The organism is Couchioplanes caeruleus (assembly GCF_023499255.1).
Taxonomy (GTDB): Bacteria; Actinomycetota; Actinomycetes; order Mycobacteriales; family Micromonosporaceae; genus Actinoplanes; species Actinoplanes caeruleus_A.
Genome location: NZ_CP092183.1, coordinates 5,485,640 through 5,500,762 on the forward strand (window position 1 = coordinate 5,485,640; position 15,123 = coordinate 5,500,762).

Annotated in this window: 13 protein-coding genes; 7 read left to right on the forward strand and 6 right to left on the reverse strand. The window is 72.8% G+C overall.

Features of this window, described 5'->3' with window-relative positions:
* Positions 1-18: 18 nt before the first annotated feature.
* The 3 genes from COUCH_RS25485 to COUCH_RS25495 are packed head-to-tail and all read right to left on the reverse strand — an operon-like array spanning position 19 to position 3,148.
* Positions 19-1,290 (reverse strand): NAD(P)/FAD-dependent oxidoreductase, encoded by a 1,272-nt coding sequence (locus COUCH_RS25485; RefSeq protein ID WP_249607728.1) that lies wholly within the window; start codon positions 1,288-1,290, stop codon positions 19-21.
* Positions 1,275-2,645, reverse strand: a complete 1,371-nt coding sequence (locus COUCH_RS25490) for an aspartate aminotransferase family protein (protein WP_249613806.1) — start codon at positions 2,643-2,645, stop codon at positions 1,275-1,277. The genes COUCH_RS25485 and COUCH_RS25490 overlap by 16 nt, the downstream gene beginning before the upstream one ends.
* Entirely contained in the window at positions 2,642-3,148 is a 507-nt protein-coding gene (locus tag COUCH_RS25495; protein WP_430640820.1) for an Lrp/AsnC family transcriptional regulator, read from the reverse strand. Before COUCH_RS25495 ends, COUCH_RS25490 begins: the two co-directional genes overlap by 4 nt.
* A 158-nt stretch (positions 3,149-3,306) precedes the next feature.
* Here COUCH_RS25495 and COUCH_RS25500 point away from each other — a divergent pair, with 158 nt between their 5' ends.
* The 4 genes from COUCH_RS25500 to COUCH_RS25515 are packed head-to-tail and all read left to right on the forward strand — an operon-like array spanning position 3,307 to position 6,689.
* The gene (locus COUCH_RS25500) at positions 3,307-4,512 is read left to right on the forward strand and encodes a saccharopine dehydrogenase family protein (RefSeq protein ID WP_249607729.1); all 1,206 of its coding nucleotides are present in this window, start codon (positions 3,307-3,309) and stop codon (positions 4,510-4,512) included.
* A 40-nt stretch (positions 4,513-4,552) separates the two neighbouring features.
* On the forward strand, positions 4,553-5,230 hold the full coding sequence (locus tag COUCH_RS25505) for a hypothetical protein (RefSeq protein ID WP_249607730.1): 678 nt from the start codon (positions 4,553-4,555) through the stop codon (positions 5,228-5,230).
* Positions 5,227-5,568, forward strand: a complete 342-nt coding sequence (locus COUCH_RS25510) for a winged helix-turn-helix domain-containing protein (protein WP_249607731.1) — start codon at positions 5,227-5,229, stop codon at positions 5,566-5,568. The genes COUCH_RS25505 and COUCH_RS25510 overlap by 4 nt, the downstream gene beginning before the upstream one ends.
* Positions 5,565-6,689, forward strand: a complete 1,125-nt coding sequence (locus COUCH_RS25515) for an alpha/beta hydrolase family protein (protein WP_249607732.1) — start codon at positions 5,565-5,567, stop codon at positions 6,687-6,689. Before COUCH_RS25510 ends, COUCH_RS25515 begins: the two co-directional genes overlap by 4 nt.
* Here the strand turns inward: COUCH_RS25515 and gabT are convergent, their stop codons facing one another.
* On the reverse strand, positions 6,690-7,961 hold the full coding sequence (gabT, locus tag COUCH_RS25520) for a 4-aminobutyrate--2-oxoglutarate transaminase (RefSeq protein ID WP_249607733.1): 1,272 nt from the start codon (positions 7,959-7,961) through the stop codon (positions 6,690-6,692).
* Between the two features lie 2 nt (positions 7,962-7,963).
* Positions 7,964-9,400 carry a gamma-aminobutyraldehyde dehydrogenase gene (locus tag COUCH_RS25525; RefSeq protein ID WP_249607734.1) on the reverse strand — a complete coding sequence of 479 codons (1,437 nt, stop codon included), beginning with the start codon at positions 9,398-9,400 and terminating at the stop codon, positions 7,964-7,966.
* Positions 9,401-9,542: 142 nt separating this feature from the next.
* Here COUCH_RS25525 and COUCH_RS25530 point away from each other — a divergent pair, with 142 nt between their 5' ends.
* From COUCH_RS25530 to COUCH_RS25540, 3 genes are read left to right on the forward strand one after another with little or no spacing between them, the layout of a single operon-like run.
* Entirely contained in the window at positions 9,543-11,513 is a 1,971-nt protein-coding gene (locus tag COUCH_RS25530; RefSeq protein WP_249607735.1) for a putative bifunctional diguanylate cyclase/phosphodiesterase, read from the forward strand.
* Between the two features lie 11 nt (positions 11,514-11,524).
* Positions 11,525-12,427, forward strand: a complete 903-nt coding sequence (locus tag COUCH_RS25535) for an ABC transporter substrate-binding protein (RefSeq protein ID WP_249607736.1) — start codon at positions 11,525-11,527, stop codon at positions 12,425-12,427.
* 9 nt (positions 12,428-12,436) lie between these two features.
* The gene (locus COUCH_RS25540; protein ID WP_249607737.1) at positions 12,437-13,462 is read left to right on the forward strand and encodes a 5'-3' exonuclease; all 1,026 of its coding nucleotides are present in this window, start codon (positions 12,437-12,439) and stop codon (positions 13,460-13,462) included.
* A gap of 10 nt (positions 13,463-13,472) precedes the next feature.
* Here the strand turns inward: COUCH_RS25540 and COUCH_RS25545 are convergent, their stop codons facing one another.
* A complete protein-coding gene (locus COUCH_RS25545; RefSeq protein WP_249607738.1) occupies positions 13,473-15,092 on the reverse strand; it encodes an FG-GAP repeat domain-containing protein in 1,620 nt (539 codons plus the stop codon).
* Positions 15,093-15,123: the final 31 nt, after the last annotated feature.

Here is a 15,123-nt window from a genome sequence, read left to right on the forward strand (position 1 = left end):
CCGCAGCCTACCGAGCCGTCAGCGGCGTTCCCAGGCGTCGCGGACGGCGGTGGCGCGCAGGGCGGCGTTGATGCCCAGCCAGCGCAGCGGTTCGGGCTCCCAGGGGCGGGAACGGTGACCCACCCACGGCAGCGTGGTGCGCACGGTCAGGTCCCCGGTGATGAGGTCGGCGAGCGTACGACCGCCCAGGTTGGACGCGGCCACGCCGTCGCCCACGTAGCCGCCGGACCAGGCCAGCCCGTCCTGCACACCGACCGAGGGCATCCAGTCGCGCGGGATGCCGAGGGGGCCGCCCCAGGCGTGCTCGATCGGCGCGTCGATGCCGAACATCTCGGTGATCGTGCGCCGCAGCGCGGCGAAGACCGCCGGGTCCCGGTCGTAGCCGGCTTTCACCCGCGAGCCGAAGTGGTACGGCGCCCCGCGGCCGCCGAAGGCGAGGCGATCGTCGGCGGTGCGCTGGCCGTACACAATGAGGTGCCGCTCGTCGGTGAAGGTCTCGCGCCGCGCGAGGCCGATCCGCTCCCAGGTCGCGGCGTCGAGCGGCGCGGTGGCGACCATGAGCGAGTAGACCGGCGCGAGGGTGCGCCGGTGCCCGGGCAGCGCGGCGGTGTAGCCCTCCAGCGCGCGGACCACGGTCGGCGCCCGGACGGTGCCGTGCTCGGTGTCGACGCGGCCGCGCTCGATGCGCCGCACCCGGGTGCCCTCGTGGACGGTGACGCCGCGGCGTTCGACGGCTCCGGCCAGCCCGCGGACCAGCTTCGCCGGGTGCAGGGCCGCGCAGTGCGGGCTGTACGTGCCGCCGAGCACGTGCGTGGCGCCGCAGATGGCGGCCGCTTTCGCGGCGTCGATGAAATCCGGGGAGGCCTCGGCGCGGCGCAGCTGGGCGGGCGTACGGGCGAGCGAGACGGTGCCGCCCTTGGTGTAGTCGCAGTCGATGCTCTCGGCCGCGGCGACCCGGCCGACCTCGTCCACGGCGTCCGCCAGCGCCTGCGTCATCGCGTCCGCCCGGTCCGCGCCGTAGCGGCGGGCGAGCCGCTCGTACGGCACCGGGAACAGCCCGGAGCACCAGCCGCCGTTGCGCCCGGAGGCGCCGTACCCGCAGTACTCGGCCTCGAGCACGACGATGCGCAGGTGCGGCGCGGCGACCGCGAGGTAGTACGCCGTCCACAGCCCGGTGTAGCCGCCGCCGACGATGGCCACGTCGGCGGTGGTGTCGCCGGGCAGCGGGTCGCGGCGGGTGACCGGGCCCAGCGAGGCGAGCCAGAAGGACGGGCTCAGATCCGCGTCCATGCCTCGCTCAGCACCGCGCGCAGGACCTGCTCGATCTCGGCGAAGTGCTCCTCCTCGCAGATCAGCGGCGGGGCGAGCTGCACGACCGGGTCGCCGCGGTCGTCGGCGCGGCAGTAGAGGCCGGCGTCGAACAGCGCCTGCGACAGGAAGCCGCGCAGCAGCCGGTCGGACTCGGCGTCGTCGAAGGTGGCCTTGGTGGCCTTGTCCTTGACCAGCTCGATGCCGAAGAAGTAGCCGTCGCCGCGGACGTCGCCGACGATCGGCAGGTCGAGCAGCCGGTCCAGGTACGACCGGAAGAGCCCGGTCTGCGCGCGGACGTGGCCGTTGAGGTCCTCGCGCTCGAAGATGTCCAGGTTGGTCAGGGCGACCGCGGAGGCGACCGGGTGCCCGCCGAAGGTGATGCCGTGCGCGAACGACGCGCTGCCGGTCAGGAACGGCTCGACCAGCCGCTCCGACGCGATCATCGCGCCCAGCGGGACGTAGCCGGAGGTGAGGCCCTTGGCGCAGGTGATGATGTCCGGGGTGTAGCCGTAGCGCTGCGAGCCGAAGTACTCGCCGAGCCGGCCGAACGCGCAGATCACCTCGTCGGAGACGAGCAGCACGTCGTAGCGGTCGCAGATCTCGCGGACCCGCTGGAAGTAACCGGGTGGCGGCGGGAAGCAGCCGCCGGCGTTCTGCACCGGCTCCAGGTAGACGCAGGCGACCGTGTCCGGGCCCTCGAACTCGATGGCCTCGGCGATGCGGTCGGCGGCCCAGACGCCGAACTGTTCCTCGCTCATCGACTCGTCGGGGCGCCGGTAGTAGTTCGTGTTCGGCACCCGCATCGTGCTGGGCACCAGCGGCTCGTACTGCTGCTTGAGCAGCGGCAGGCCGGTGATGGACAGCGCTCCCATCGTGGTGCCGTGGTAGGCGACCGCGCGGGAGATCGCCTTGGTCTTCATCGGCTTGCCGGTCAGCTTGAAGTAGTTGCGGGCCAGCTTCCAGGCGCTCTCCACCGCCTCGGAACCGCCGGTGGTGAAGAAGACCCGGTTGAGGTCGCCCGGGGCCAGGCCCGCGAGGCGCTCGGCGAGCTCGATCGCGGTGGGGTGGGCGTACGACCAGACCGGGAAGTAGGCGAGCTCGGCGGCCTGCTTGGCGGCGGCCTCGGCCAGCTCGGTGCGCCCGTGCCCGGTCTGCACCACGAACAGCCCGGAGAGCCCGTCGAGGTAGCGCTTGCCGTGCTGGTCGTAGATGTACGGACCGGAGCCGCGCACGATGACCGGCACCTCGCCGGCCTGCTCGCCGGTGTACGCGGAGAGCCGGGTGAAGTGCATCCAGAGGTGGTCGCGGGCTGCGGCTGACAGGTCCTGGCTCATCTCGTTCCCCACGCGTAGGTCTGTTTCGCGAGCTTCAGATACATGAAGGTCTCCGTGGCGGAGACGCCGTCGATCGCCCGGATCTTGTCGTTGAGCAGCTCGAGGAGGTGCTCGTCGTCGGTGCAGACCAGCTCGACGAGCATGTCGTAGCCGCCGGCGCAGATCACCACGTAGTCCACCTCCGGGATCGCGGCGATCTCGTCGGCGATGCGCCGCATGTCGCCGAGCACCTTCACGCCGACCATGGCCTGGCGGGCGAAGCCGAGCGTGAGCGGGTCGGTGACCGCGACGATCTGCATGAGACCGTGGTCGAGCAGGCGTTGCACGCGCTGGCGTACGGCGGCCTCCGAGAGCCCGATGGTCTTGGCGAGCGTCGCGTACGACATCCGGCCGTCGCGCTGCAGGTGCTCGATGATCTGCTTGTTGATGCTGTCCAGAGCCTGGTCCGTCACGCCGCGATTGTTCCCCGGCGCCCCGGCTTCGGCAATGGAATCGGTCGTCATCCTCCCGTGTCGCGAGCGAATCCGTGGCGGTCGTTCATGTACATACGTTTATCGCAGCTTTCCCCGGCCTTGACAAGTGTTTCCGTGGCCACAACGCTCTGCGAGCAAGGTTTCCCTTGGAAAGGCGCTACCCCTCATCCTGGAAAGGCGCTGCTGTCATGCGCATCCTCGTCATCGGCGCGGGCGGCGTGGGCACCTCTGCCACCCGGATCGCCGCCCGGCGTGACTTCTATGACCGATTTGTGATCGCCGACTTCGACCCCGTACGCGCCGGGCGTGCCGTCGCGTCCGTTGCGGACGGTCGCTTCGCGGCGGCCCGGGTGGACGCCTCCTCGGCGGAGGCCGTGGCCGCGCTGTGCCGCGAGCACGCCGTCACGCACGTGCTCAACGCCGTGGATCCCCGTTTCGTCATGCCGGTCTTCGAGGGCGCGCTCGCCGCCGGCGCCGACTACCTCGACATGGCCATGTCGCTGTCCCGCCCGCACCCACGGGAGCCGTTCGCCCGCACCGGCGTCAAGCTCGGCGACGAGCAGTTCGCCGCCGCCGACCGGTGGACGGCGGCCGGCCGGCTCGCGCTGGTCGGCATGGGGGTCGAACCGGGGCTTTCCGACGTGTTCGCCCGCTACGCCGCCGATCATCTCTTCTCGCGCATCGACGAGATCGGGATCCGCGACGGCGGCAACCTCGTGGTCGCGGGCTACGACTTCGCCCCCTCGTTCTCGGTGTGGACGACGATCGAGGAGTGCCTCAACCCGCCGGTCATCTACGAGCGGGGGCGCGGCTGGTTCACCACCGAGCCGCTGTCGGAGCCGGAGACCTTCGACTTCCCGGCCGGCATCGGGCCGGTCGAGTGCGTCCACGTCGAGCACGAGGAGGTGCTGCTCATACCCCGCTGGGTCGACGCGGGCCGGGTCACCTTCAAGTACGGGCTGGGCAAGGAGTTCATCGACGTGCTGAAGACGCTGCACAAGCTCGGGCTCGACCAGACCCGGCCGGTGCGCGTCGGCGGCGTCTCGGTGTCGCCGCGCGACGTGGTCGCCGCGGTGCTGCCCGATCCGTCCACGCTGGGCGAGCGCATGACCGGCGCCACGTGCGCGGGCACGCTCGTCACCGGGCTCGACAAGGCGGGCGCGCCGAGCACGGTGTACCTGCACCACGTGGTGGACAACCAGTGGTCGATGCAGGAGTACGGCTCCCAGGCGGTGGTCTGGCAGACGGCGGTGAACCCGGTGGTCGCCCTGGAACTGCTCGCCGCCGGGACGTGGTCGGGCGCCGGGGTGCTCGGGCCGGAGGCGTTCGACGCGGTGCCGTTCCTGGAGTTGCTGAACGCGTACGGCTCGCCGTGGGCGATCCGCGCGCAGTGAACCACTAGCGCAAATAGGTTTGCTGTGGAAACCTATTGGCATGACCACAGACTCGGTACCCGCCGGCGACGCCCGCCGGCTGCTCTCCGACGTACGCTCCCTGGCCCACCGGGTCCGGCGGGACCAGCGGCTGACCTGGGTCGCGCTGCTCGTGCTGGCCGGCGTCACCTTCCTCGGCATCCCGTTCGACTGGTTCGGCATGAAGGTGCACTGCTTCGGCGACGGCAGTTGCCAGTTCGCGCGCCGGGGCGTGCTCTACTACTGGCCGCCCGCGCTGCTGCTGGCGTACGCGGCGATCGCCTACAGCTATGTGCGTGCCGCCCGGGCGCGTGGGCTGGGCGCGCGAGTCCTGTCGTACGCGGTGACCGGCGCCATCACGACCATCGTCTTCACCGCCCTCTGGGTGGCTGCGGCGCTGTATCTTCCGGGTCACCCCCAAGGGTTCCCCTCGTGGGTGATGGTGTTCGACCGCCTGTTCTCCCCGTGGGGCATGATCGGCATCGCGCTGCTGGTGCTCGCCAGACTGGAACGCAACCTGCCCCTGCTGCTGTTCACCGTGGTCTACCTCGCGGTGATGCTGACGCCGCTCGACGGCGCCTTCGGTTCACAGACCCACTGGGGCACTCGCGGCGCGTTCCTGCCGCAGCAGATCCTCGCCGGCACCCTGCTGCTGCTGGGCGGCATCGGGTTCGCCAGGGCCGCCCGGCGGCAGCGATGATCGACGAAGCGGAAAGCTCGCACCCGGCCACCGGGCTCGACGAGGTGGTGCACCAGCGGGTGCGGCTCGGCATTCTCACCATCGCGCACGAGGCCCGCCGGGTCGAGTTCGGCTACCTGCGCGACCAGCTGGAACTGACCGCCGGCAACCTCTCCAAGCACCTCAGCGTGCTGGAGACCGCCGGGCTCATCGAGGTGGAGAAGGGGTACGAGGGGCGGCGCGGCCGTACCTGGATCACGCTCACCCCCGCCGGGAACGCCGCGCTCGCCGCCGAGATCGGACGCCTGCGCCAGCTCATCGATCGCATCGGGACCACCCTCAGCGAGGAGGCACGATGACCACCGCTCTGACCCGCCGCCAGATCCTCACCGCCGCCGTCGCCGCCGGGGTGGCCGTGCCGCTGGGCAGCCCCGCCCGGCCGGCTTCGGCGCGGGTCCGGCTGACGCTTCCCGCACCCACCGGCCCGCACCGGATCGGGACCGTGCCGCTGCACCTCGTCGACGGCCCCCGACGGCGCGAGCTGATGGCCGGCGTCTGGTATCCGGCGGCCGGGCGGCCGCTGCGCCATCCGGTGGTCCCGTGGATGACCCCCGCGTCCCTGCGCGCGCTGCTCGGTGACAACGGCTTCGACCCCGACGCCGCCGCCGGTCCGCGGACGGCCGGGCACGAGGGCGCCGCCGTGCTGCGGGGGCACGGCCGGCTCCCCGTGATCCTCTTCTCGCACGGCGCCGGCGGCCACCGCTCCGAGACGACGATCGTGGTGCAGGAGCTCGCCAGCCACGGGTACGTCGTCGTCACGGTCGATCACACGGGCGACGCGTACACGGAATTCCCGGGCGGGCGGCTCAGCGTGCCCGACGACGACGCGTCGTTCACGCCGTGGGACTCCGCTGCGGACATGGTGTTCGCCCTGGATCGGCTTGAAGACCTCGCCGCCGGGCGCCGTCCGCTGCCGTCCGGCCTGGCAGCGGCGCTCGACCTGGACCGCGTCGGCATGTTCGGCTGGTCGAAGGGCGCCACCTCGACCGCCCTGGTCATGAACGAGGACCGGCGGGTGCGCGCGGGGCTCAGCTTCGACGGCCCGATGCAGTCGCAACCGCCGGTCAGCGGGCTGCGCCGGCCGTTCATGCTGATGACCGCGGAGTTCAGCCGGGCCGCTGAGCCGAGCGTCGAGGAGTTCTGGTCCCAGCTGCGCGGGTGGCGGCTCAACGTGCAGGCCGACGGCGCGCTGCACGGGGCGTACTGCGACCACCAGTGGCTGATCCCCCAGCTGGCCGAGATCACCGGGATGAGCGACGAGGACCTCGCCGGCTGGATCGGCACCCTCGACCCGGGCCGGGCCGTACGGATCCAGCAGGCGTACCCACTCGCGTTCTTCGACCTGCACCTGCGGCACCGGCGGCAGCGCCTGCTCGAGGGCCCCAGCCCGGCCTTCCCGGAGGTGCGCTACCTGCCCTGATCAGCGCAGGGCGGCCTGCAGGATCTCCAGCCCGCGGTCCACCTCCCGCTCGCCGATCACCAGCGGCGGGAGGAACCGCAGGACGTTGCCGTACGTGCCGCAGGTCAGCACCAGCAGGCCGGCGTCGTGGCAGGCCCGGGCGACCACCGTCGCGCGGGCCGCGTCCGGCTCGATGCCACCGGGCTTGACCAGCTCGATCGCGAGCATCGCGCCGCGCCCGCGGGCCTCACCGACGCCCGGGTCGCCCGTCGCCAGCCGTTCCAGCGCCGGCAGCATCCGCGCCTCGATCCGGCGCGCCGCCGCGGCCAGGTCCAGCTCACGCATCGTCTCGACGGCGGCCAGCGCCGCGGCGCACGCGAGGGGGTTGCCGCCGTACGTGCCGCCGAGCCCGCCGGCGTGCACCGCGTCCATCAGCTCGGCGCGGCCCACGACCCCGGCGATGGGCAGCCCGCCGCCCATGCCCTTGGCCGTCGTCACCAGGTCCGGCTCGACGCCCTCGTGCTCGCTGGCGAACCAGGCGCCCGTACGGCAGAACCCGGTCTGGATCTCGTCCGCGACGAACACCGCGCCGGCACCCTTCGCCCACGCCGCGATCGCCGGCAGGAAACCGGGAGCGGGCACGACGAAGCCGCCCTCGCCCTGAATCGGCTCGATCAGCACCGCGGCGACGTTGGCACCGCCCACCTGCTTCTCGATGACGTCGATCGCGTGCATCGCGGCGTCCGGGCCGCTCAGCCCGCCGTCGCGCAGCGGGTACGACATCGGGACCCGGTAGACCTCCGGCGCGAACGGGCCGAAGCGGTGCTTGTACGGCATCACCTTCGCCGTCAACGCCATCGTCAGGTTCGTCCGCCCGTGGTACGCGTGGTCGAACACGACGACCGCCGGGCGCCCGGTGGCGTGCCGGGCGATCTTCACCGCGTTCTCCACCGCCTCGGCGCCGGAGTTGAACAGCGCCGCGCGCTTCTCGAACTCCCCCGGCGTCAGCGCGATCAGCTGCTCGCACACCGCCACGTACGACTCGTAGGGCGCGACCATGAAGCAGGTGTGGGTGAACCGCTCGGCCTGCTCGCGGACCGCCTTGACGACCCGGGGCGCGCTGTTGCCGACGTTCGTCACCGCGATGCCGGAGGCGAAGTCGATCCACTCCCGCCCGTCGACGTCGCGCAGCGTCCCGCCGCCGGCGCTCTGCACGTACGACGCCACCACGGAACTCACCCCGCGGGCGACCGCCGCCGTACGCCGCTTGTGCAGCTCCTCGGACGACGGCACGCCTACTCCCCGGTGTAGTGCATGACGTGCTTGATGCGGGTGTAGTCCTCCAGCCCGTACACGGAGAGGTCCTTGCCGTGACCGGAGTGCTTGAACCCGCCGTGCGGCATCTCCGCGACCAGCGGGATGTGGCAGTTGACCCACACGCAGCCGAAGTCGAGCCGCCGGGTCATCCGCATCGCCCGGCCGTGGTCGCGGGTCCACACCGAGGACGCGAGGCCGTACTCGACGCCGTTGGCCCACCGCACGGCCTCGTCCTCGTCGGTGAAGCGCTGCACGGTGATCACCGGGCCGAACACCTCGTCCTGGACGATCTCGTCGTCCTGGCGCAGCCCGGAGACCACGGTCGGGGTGTAGAAGTAGCCGCGCTCGCCCTGCCGCGAGCCGCCGGCCTCGACCGTGGCGTGGTCCGGCAGCCGGTCCAGGAAGCCGCTGACCCGTTCCAGCTGGCGGGCGTTGTTGAGCGGGCCGTAGAGCACGTCCTCGTCGGAGGGTGCGCCGGTGCGGGTGCCGCGGGCCTGCTCGGCCAGCGCGGCCACGAAGTCGGTGTAGACGCCGGGCGCGGCCAGCACCCGGGTGGCGGCGGTGCAGTCCTGCCCGGCGTTGAAGTAGCCGGCCTCGGCGATCGCGGCGGAGGCGGCCGCCACGTCCGCGTCGTCGAAGATCACCACGGGCGCCTTGCCGCCCAGCTCCAGGTGGGTGCGCTTGAGGTCGGCCGCCGCCGACCCGGCGACCTCCATCCCGGCGCGGACCGACCCGGTGATCGACACCATCTGCGGTACGGGATGCGCGACCAGCGCACGGCCGGTGTCGCGGTCGCCGGTGATGACGTTGAAGACGCCCGGTGGCAGGAACTCCGCGGCGATCTCGGCCAGGATGACCGACGTGACCGGGGTGGTGTCCGAGGGCTTGAGGACCACCGTGTTCCCGGCCGCCAGCGCCGGCGCGATCTTCCAGACCGCCATCATCAGCGGATAGTTCCACGGCGTCACCTGGGCGCACACGCCGACGGGCTCACGCCGTACGTAGCTCTCGTAGCCGGACATGTACTGCCCGGCGGACCGGCCCTCCAGCAGCCGCGCCGCACCGGCGAAGAAGCGGAGCTGGTCGACGGCCGGCGGGAGCTCCTCGCTCCTGGTGAGCCCGATCGGCTTGCCGGTGTTCTGCGACTCGGCGATGACCAGGTCCTCGGCGCGGGCCTCGACGGCGTCAGCGAAGCGCAGCAGGGCCCGCTGGCGCTCGGCGGGGGTGGTGTCGCGCCAGCCCTCGAACGCCGCCGCGGCGGCGCGCACGGCCCGGTCGACGTCCTCGGGGCCGGAGACCGGGGCGCTGCCGAACACCTCCCCGGTCGACGGGTCGACGAGGTCGGCGTACCGGCCGTCGGCGGGCGCGGCCGGGGCCCCGGCGATGACGTTGTGCAACACGGTCTTGGCGGTCATCCGGCCTCCAGGGTGCGGTATCCCGTTCTGCCGCCCATCCTTTCCACCGATTCCGCAGCTGGCAAGCCCCTGACCCCGCAACGGTGCCACCGGCTGGGGCTGTTCTCCTTCAGGTGCGCCCGGCCGCGCCGATAGAAGCGCCGTGCGGCTAAGGAGCAGATCGGGTGCGCAGGGCGGGTCGCGGCTGTTCGTCGCGTACGCCGCCGCCAGCCTGGTGCCCGTCGCGCTGCTCGGCGCCGTGCTCGTCAACGGGTACCGGGACGACGCCATCCGGCAGGCCGAGGAACAGGGCCGCGCACAGGCCGTGGTCATCGCCGAGATGGCGGTCGCGCCGGCGCTGGAGGACGCGGACCTGACCGCCGGGCTGACCACGGCACAGCGTGACCGGCTGCAGTCCGCCACCGATTTCGCGATCTTCCACGGCTCCGTGGTGCGGATGCGCCTGCGCAGCTTCACCGGCCAGGTCGTGTTCTCCGACGACGGCTCCACCGCCGGGGGCGTACCGGTCTCCGATCCGGCCTTCACGGCCGCCGCGGTCGGCAGCACCGACGTCGCGGTCGTGCCGGACCCGGAACGGGACCCCGGCGAGGTCATCCGCGTGCTGGAGCCGGTGGTGCCCAGCGCCTCCGGCCGGGCGATCGGCGTGCTGGAGCTGTACCTGCCGTACGAGACGATCGCCGCGCACCTGCAACGGCAGATGCGGGTGACGTACTGGCGGCTCGGCGCCGGCCTGGTCGGGCTCTACCTGGTGCTCGCGCTGATCTCCTGGTCGACGACCCGCTCGCTGCGCCGCTACGCCGCCCGGCAGGAACACGAGGCGCTGCACGACGCGCTCACCGGGCTGCCGAACCGCGCCGCGTTCCGGCTGCGGGCCCGGGCGGCGCTGGACACCGCGCCGCGCCGGGGCGCCGTCGTGCTCGTCGACCTCAACCACTTCAAGGAAGTGAACGACACGCTCGGCCACCACGCCGGCGACGAGCTGCTGCGGGTCGTCGCGCGACGGCTGGTCGGCGCGCTGCGTCCCGGGGACACGGTGACCCGGCTCGGCGGCGACGAGTTCGGCGTGATCCTGCCGGGGCTCGGGCGCGAGGAGGTGGTGGCGCTGCTGGCCGGCGCCCGCGCCCGGCTCACCGAGGAGATCGTCCTCGACGGCATCCCGCTGACCATCGAGGCCAGCTTCGGCGTGGCCCTCTACCCCGAGCACGGCGCGGGCGTCGAGGAGCTGCTGCAGTCCGCCGACGCCGCCATGTACCAGGGAAAACGCGGCACGGTCAACATCGTCGTGTACGCCGGCGGCGGCGTCGCGCACTCCACCCAGTGGCTCGTGGTGCAGGCCGAGCTGCGGCACGCGCTCGAACGCGACGAGCTGGTCCTGCACTACCAGCCCAAGATCCGGCTGTCGGACGGGGAGATCTGCGGCGTGGAGGCGCTGGTGCGCTGGCAGCACCCCGTACGCGGGCTGCTGCCGCCGTCCGAGTTCCTGCCCGCCGCCGAGCAGTCCGGGCTGATCGAGCCGCTGACCGCGTGGGTGCTGAACCGCGCGCTGGCCGACCAGCGGGACTGGCTCACCGCCGGGCGGACGTGGCCGGTGGCGGTGAACGTGTCGGCCCGCAACCTCGAGGTGCCCGGCTTCGCCCCGTTCGTGGCCGCGACGGTCGCCGCCTACGGCGTGCCGGCCGACATGCTCATGCTCGAGGTGACCGAGACCGCGCTGGCCGGCGACGCCGCGACCGCCACCCGGACGGTGATCGACCTGGTCGGCCTCGGCGCCGGGGTCGCGGTCGACGACTTCGGCGTGGGCTACACGAGCCTGTCGCAGCTGCGCAACGTACCCGTGTCGGAGATCAAGATCGATCAGGTCTTCGTCCGTGGCATCACGCGCAACCCGCAGAGCGAGGCGATCGTGCGCTCGGTCATCGAGCTCGCGCACGGCCTCGGGTGCTGGGTGACCGCCGAGGGCGTGGAGAGCGCCGAGGTGCGGGCCTGGCTCGAGGCGGCCGGCTGCGACGCCGTGCAGGGCACGCTGCTGTCCGCCCCGCTGACCTGGACCGACCTCATCGAGACGACCGCCCCGGCCGGGCACGCGCTGCCGGCCGTCCCGGCGGGCATGTGAAAGGGGCACCCATGACGGCATTCCGGACGGCTCTCGCGACGACCGCGGTGCTGCTCGTCGTCGCCACGACCGGCTGCGCGGGCGTGAAGGGCGAGGCCGGCGCCGGTACGGCCGGTGACGTCGCCTTCGACCAGGGGCTGCACGACGCGCTCCCGCAGGAGGTCCGCGACCGGGGCACGATCCGGCTCGCCACCGACCCCAGCTACCCGCCCATGGAGTCGTACGGCACCGACGGGCGCAGCATCATCGGCTTCGAACCGGACCTCGCGGCCGCCCTCGGCGCGGTGCTCGGCATCAAGGTCGAGATGGTCGCCGCCGACTTCGACTCGTCGCTGGACGAGACGGCCGCCGGCACGTACGACGGGGTGCTGTCGGCGATGACCGACACCGCCGACCGGGAGAAGGTCACCGACTTCGTGAACTACTTCGCCGCCGGTACGTCCATCGTCGTGCAGCGGGGCAACGCGCACGGCGTCACCGACCTCAAGGACCTGTGCGGCCGGGTCGTGGCGGTGGAGAAGGGTACGGTCCAGGTCGACCTGCTGGAACGGTCGAAGCGGGGCTGCGGCACCGAGCCGATGACGGTACGCACGTACAAGACGAACTCCGACGCGCTGCTGCAGCTGCGGACCGGACGGGCGGTGGCCGTGCTGAGCGACTACCCGACCGCCGCGCACCTGACCACCGACCAGCGCACCCGCTCGCACTTCCAGCTCGCCTCGACCGTGCAGTACGAGCCCGGCCTGTACGGCCTCGCCGTGGCCCGGGACGACACGGCGCTGCGGGACACGCTGCGCGACGCCCTGGACCGGCTGATCCGCTCCGGCGCGTACGCCGAACTGCTGGAACGCTGGGGCCTGTCCAGCGGCGCGGTGAAGGCATCGTCCATCAACGCGGGCGCGGGCGAGGACTAGAATCGCCGGGTGTCGGTGCCTCTGCTGCTCGTCCTGGACGGCAACAGCCTGCTGCACCGCGCGTACCACGCCGGTGCGGCGGACGGCTTTCTGGACGCGGACGGCCGTCCGGTGTGGGCGTTGCGCGGGCTCGTCGGGTTCATCGCGCGGGCGGCGGCGTACCTGCGGCCGGACGCCCTGGTCGTCGGCTTCGACTGTCCGAATGACTCAGCGCGCCGGAACGACTACGACGGGTACAAGGCGCACCGGCCACCGAAGGCTGCGGACCTCGCCGAGCAGATCGCTGCGGCGCCGGAGCTGCTGACGGCCGCCGGGGTCCGCACGGTGGTGCCGCCGGCGTACGAGGCCGACGACGTGCTCGCCAGCTCGGCGGCCCACGCCCGGCGGCACGGGTGGCGCTCGGTGCTGATGACCAGCGACCGGGACGCGTTCGCGCTGATCGACGAGAGCACCTCGGTGCTGCGCGTACGCAACGGCGGCTTCGACGAGGCGGTGCTGGTCGACGCGGCCGGGCTGCCCGAGCTGTGCGGCGTCGAGCCGTGGCAGTACAGGGACTTCGCGGCGTTGCGCGGCGACCCGTCGGACAACCTGCCGGGCGTCCGGGGCTTCGGCTCGGCCACCGCCGCCCGGCTGCTGGCGGCGTTCGGCTCGGTGGACTCGGCGTGGGCCGCCCTGGACGCGGGCGAGCTGCACCTGGTGCGGGAGGCGGTCGGCGACAAGGCCGCGGCCCAGCTGGCGGCCGACGGCGTACGCGAAGCAGTCGAGCGCAACCGGCGGCTCATGCGCATGCGCACCGACCTGGACCTGCCCGAGCTGGACGCGCTCCGGCTGCCGCTGAGCATGGCGGTGTTCCGCCGCGCCCTGCGCGAGCGGGGCATCAACCTCGGGCCGTCGCTGTGGGCGCTGACCGGCGGGGTGCCACCGCAGCGCGAGCCGCTCGACGAGGACCCGATCCCGCAGCTGCGGCCCTGGGTGATCCGGCGCGGCATGAGCGGACGCCGGGACCCGACCCCCGGGCAGCTCTCGCTCTTCTAGACCGCGGGTGCTATCCCGCGAGGACGTGCGCCTCCGTGCGGCCGCTCGCCGTCCCGGACTTCTGCATGACCACCAGGTCGAGTTTGCCGTCGCCGTTCCAGTCCGCCAGGGAGAACCCGTAGCGCGCGTCGGTCGGCCCCAGCGAGGTCGTGGCCTTCACCAGCACCCGCCGGAAGGTGGCCGCACCGTCCAGGACGCGTACCTCGGTCTTCTTGCTCGCCGTGCCGGACTTCTGCACCACCACCAGGTCGGGCCGGCCGTCGCCGTTCCAGTCCGCGAGGGACATGTCGTGACGGGCGTCCGCCGCGCCGACGGCGGTGGCCGCCTCCTCCAGGTAGCGCTGGAACTGCGACGCGCCGTCGAGGATCCGCGCCTCGGTCCGCCCGCTCGGCGTGCCCGACTTCTGCACGACCACCAGATCGAGGCGGCCGTCGCGGTTCCAGTCCGTCACGGCGAAGGCGTGGCGCTCGTCCGTCGGCCCGAGCACGGTCGTCGTCTCCAGCAGATAGCGCTGGAACGCCGACGCGCCGTCGACCACCCGCAGCTCCGTCCGGCCGCTCGCGGTCCCGGACCGCTGAACGACGACGAGGTCGAGCTTGCCGTCACCGTTCCAGTCGGCCAGGGAGAAGGTGTGGCGTTCGTCCGTCGGGCCGAGGACGGTGCCGGTGTGCAGCAGCAGGTACTGGAAGCTCGACGCCCCCTTGGGCAGGGTCGACGTGCCGTCGAGGATGAACAGCTCGGTCCTGCCGCTGCCGGTGCCCGTGCGCTGCACCACCACCAGGTCGGGGCGGCGGTCGCCGTTCCAGTCGGCGGTCGACATGTCGTAGCGGGCGTCGGTCCAGCCCTGGCTGGTCGCGGCCACCGCCAGGTCACGCCGGAAGGGCCCGGCCGGCTTCTTCGCCGCGGCCGGCCGGATCGCCGCGCTCTGCTCCGCCGGGGCCGCTGCCGCGCTGCCCGGCCACAGCGCCGCCACGATCAGCTGCGCGTCGTGGGCCTCGGGCGCGTACGCCAGCGGGAACCGGGACCCCTGCACGCGCTGGCAGATCTGCCCGATGTCGCCGGTCAGCCAGCGTCCTCCGGGGTGCTTGCGGATCATCGCGTTGAGGAACGCCTGGGTGGCGTAGCGGGGGTCGAGCAGCTGACCGGGACTGCCCCAGCCCTGCGACGGGCGCTGCTGGAAGAGCCCCAGGCTGTCGTGGTCGACGGCGACGCTGTAGTTGTGCAGGGTGCTCTCGGCGATCGCGGCGGTCACGGCGATCTCCGCGGCGCGCTGGTTCAGGCCGCGGGCCCGGACGTTGCTCACGACGGCGCGGGCGCAGGAGATGGTGTAGCCGGTCACGGCGGATCCCATCCGCGGACCGTTCATCGCGGCCCTCAGCCGGTCGGCGATCACCCTGTCCGCAGAGGACACGCCGGCCGGCTCGCACGGGGCGGACGGAGTCGCGGCCGCGGCCATCGCCGGCACGGCGGACGTCGGCGCGGCGGCGGCCATCGCCGGCGCAGTGGACGTCTCCGCCGCGGCGGCCATCGCCGCTACGGCGGCGCTTGTGGGGACGGCGGCGTGGGCGGCCGTGGGCGCGATCAGCGAACCGGCGGCGAGCGCGGCGGCCACGACGGCCCGGGCTCGCACCGCATCACCTACCACTGTGGATCCCCCCGGC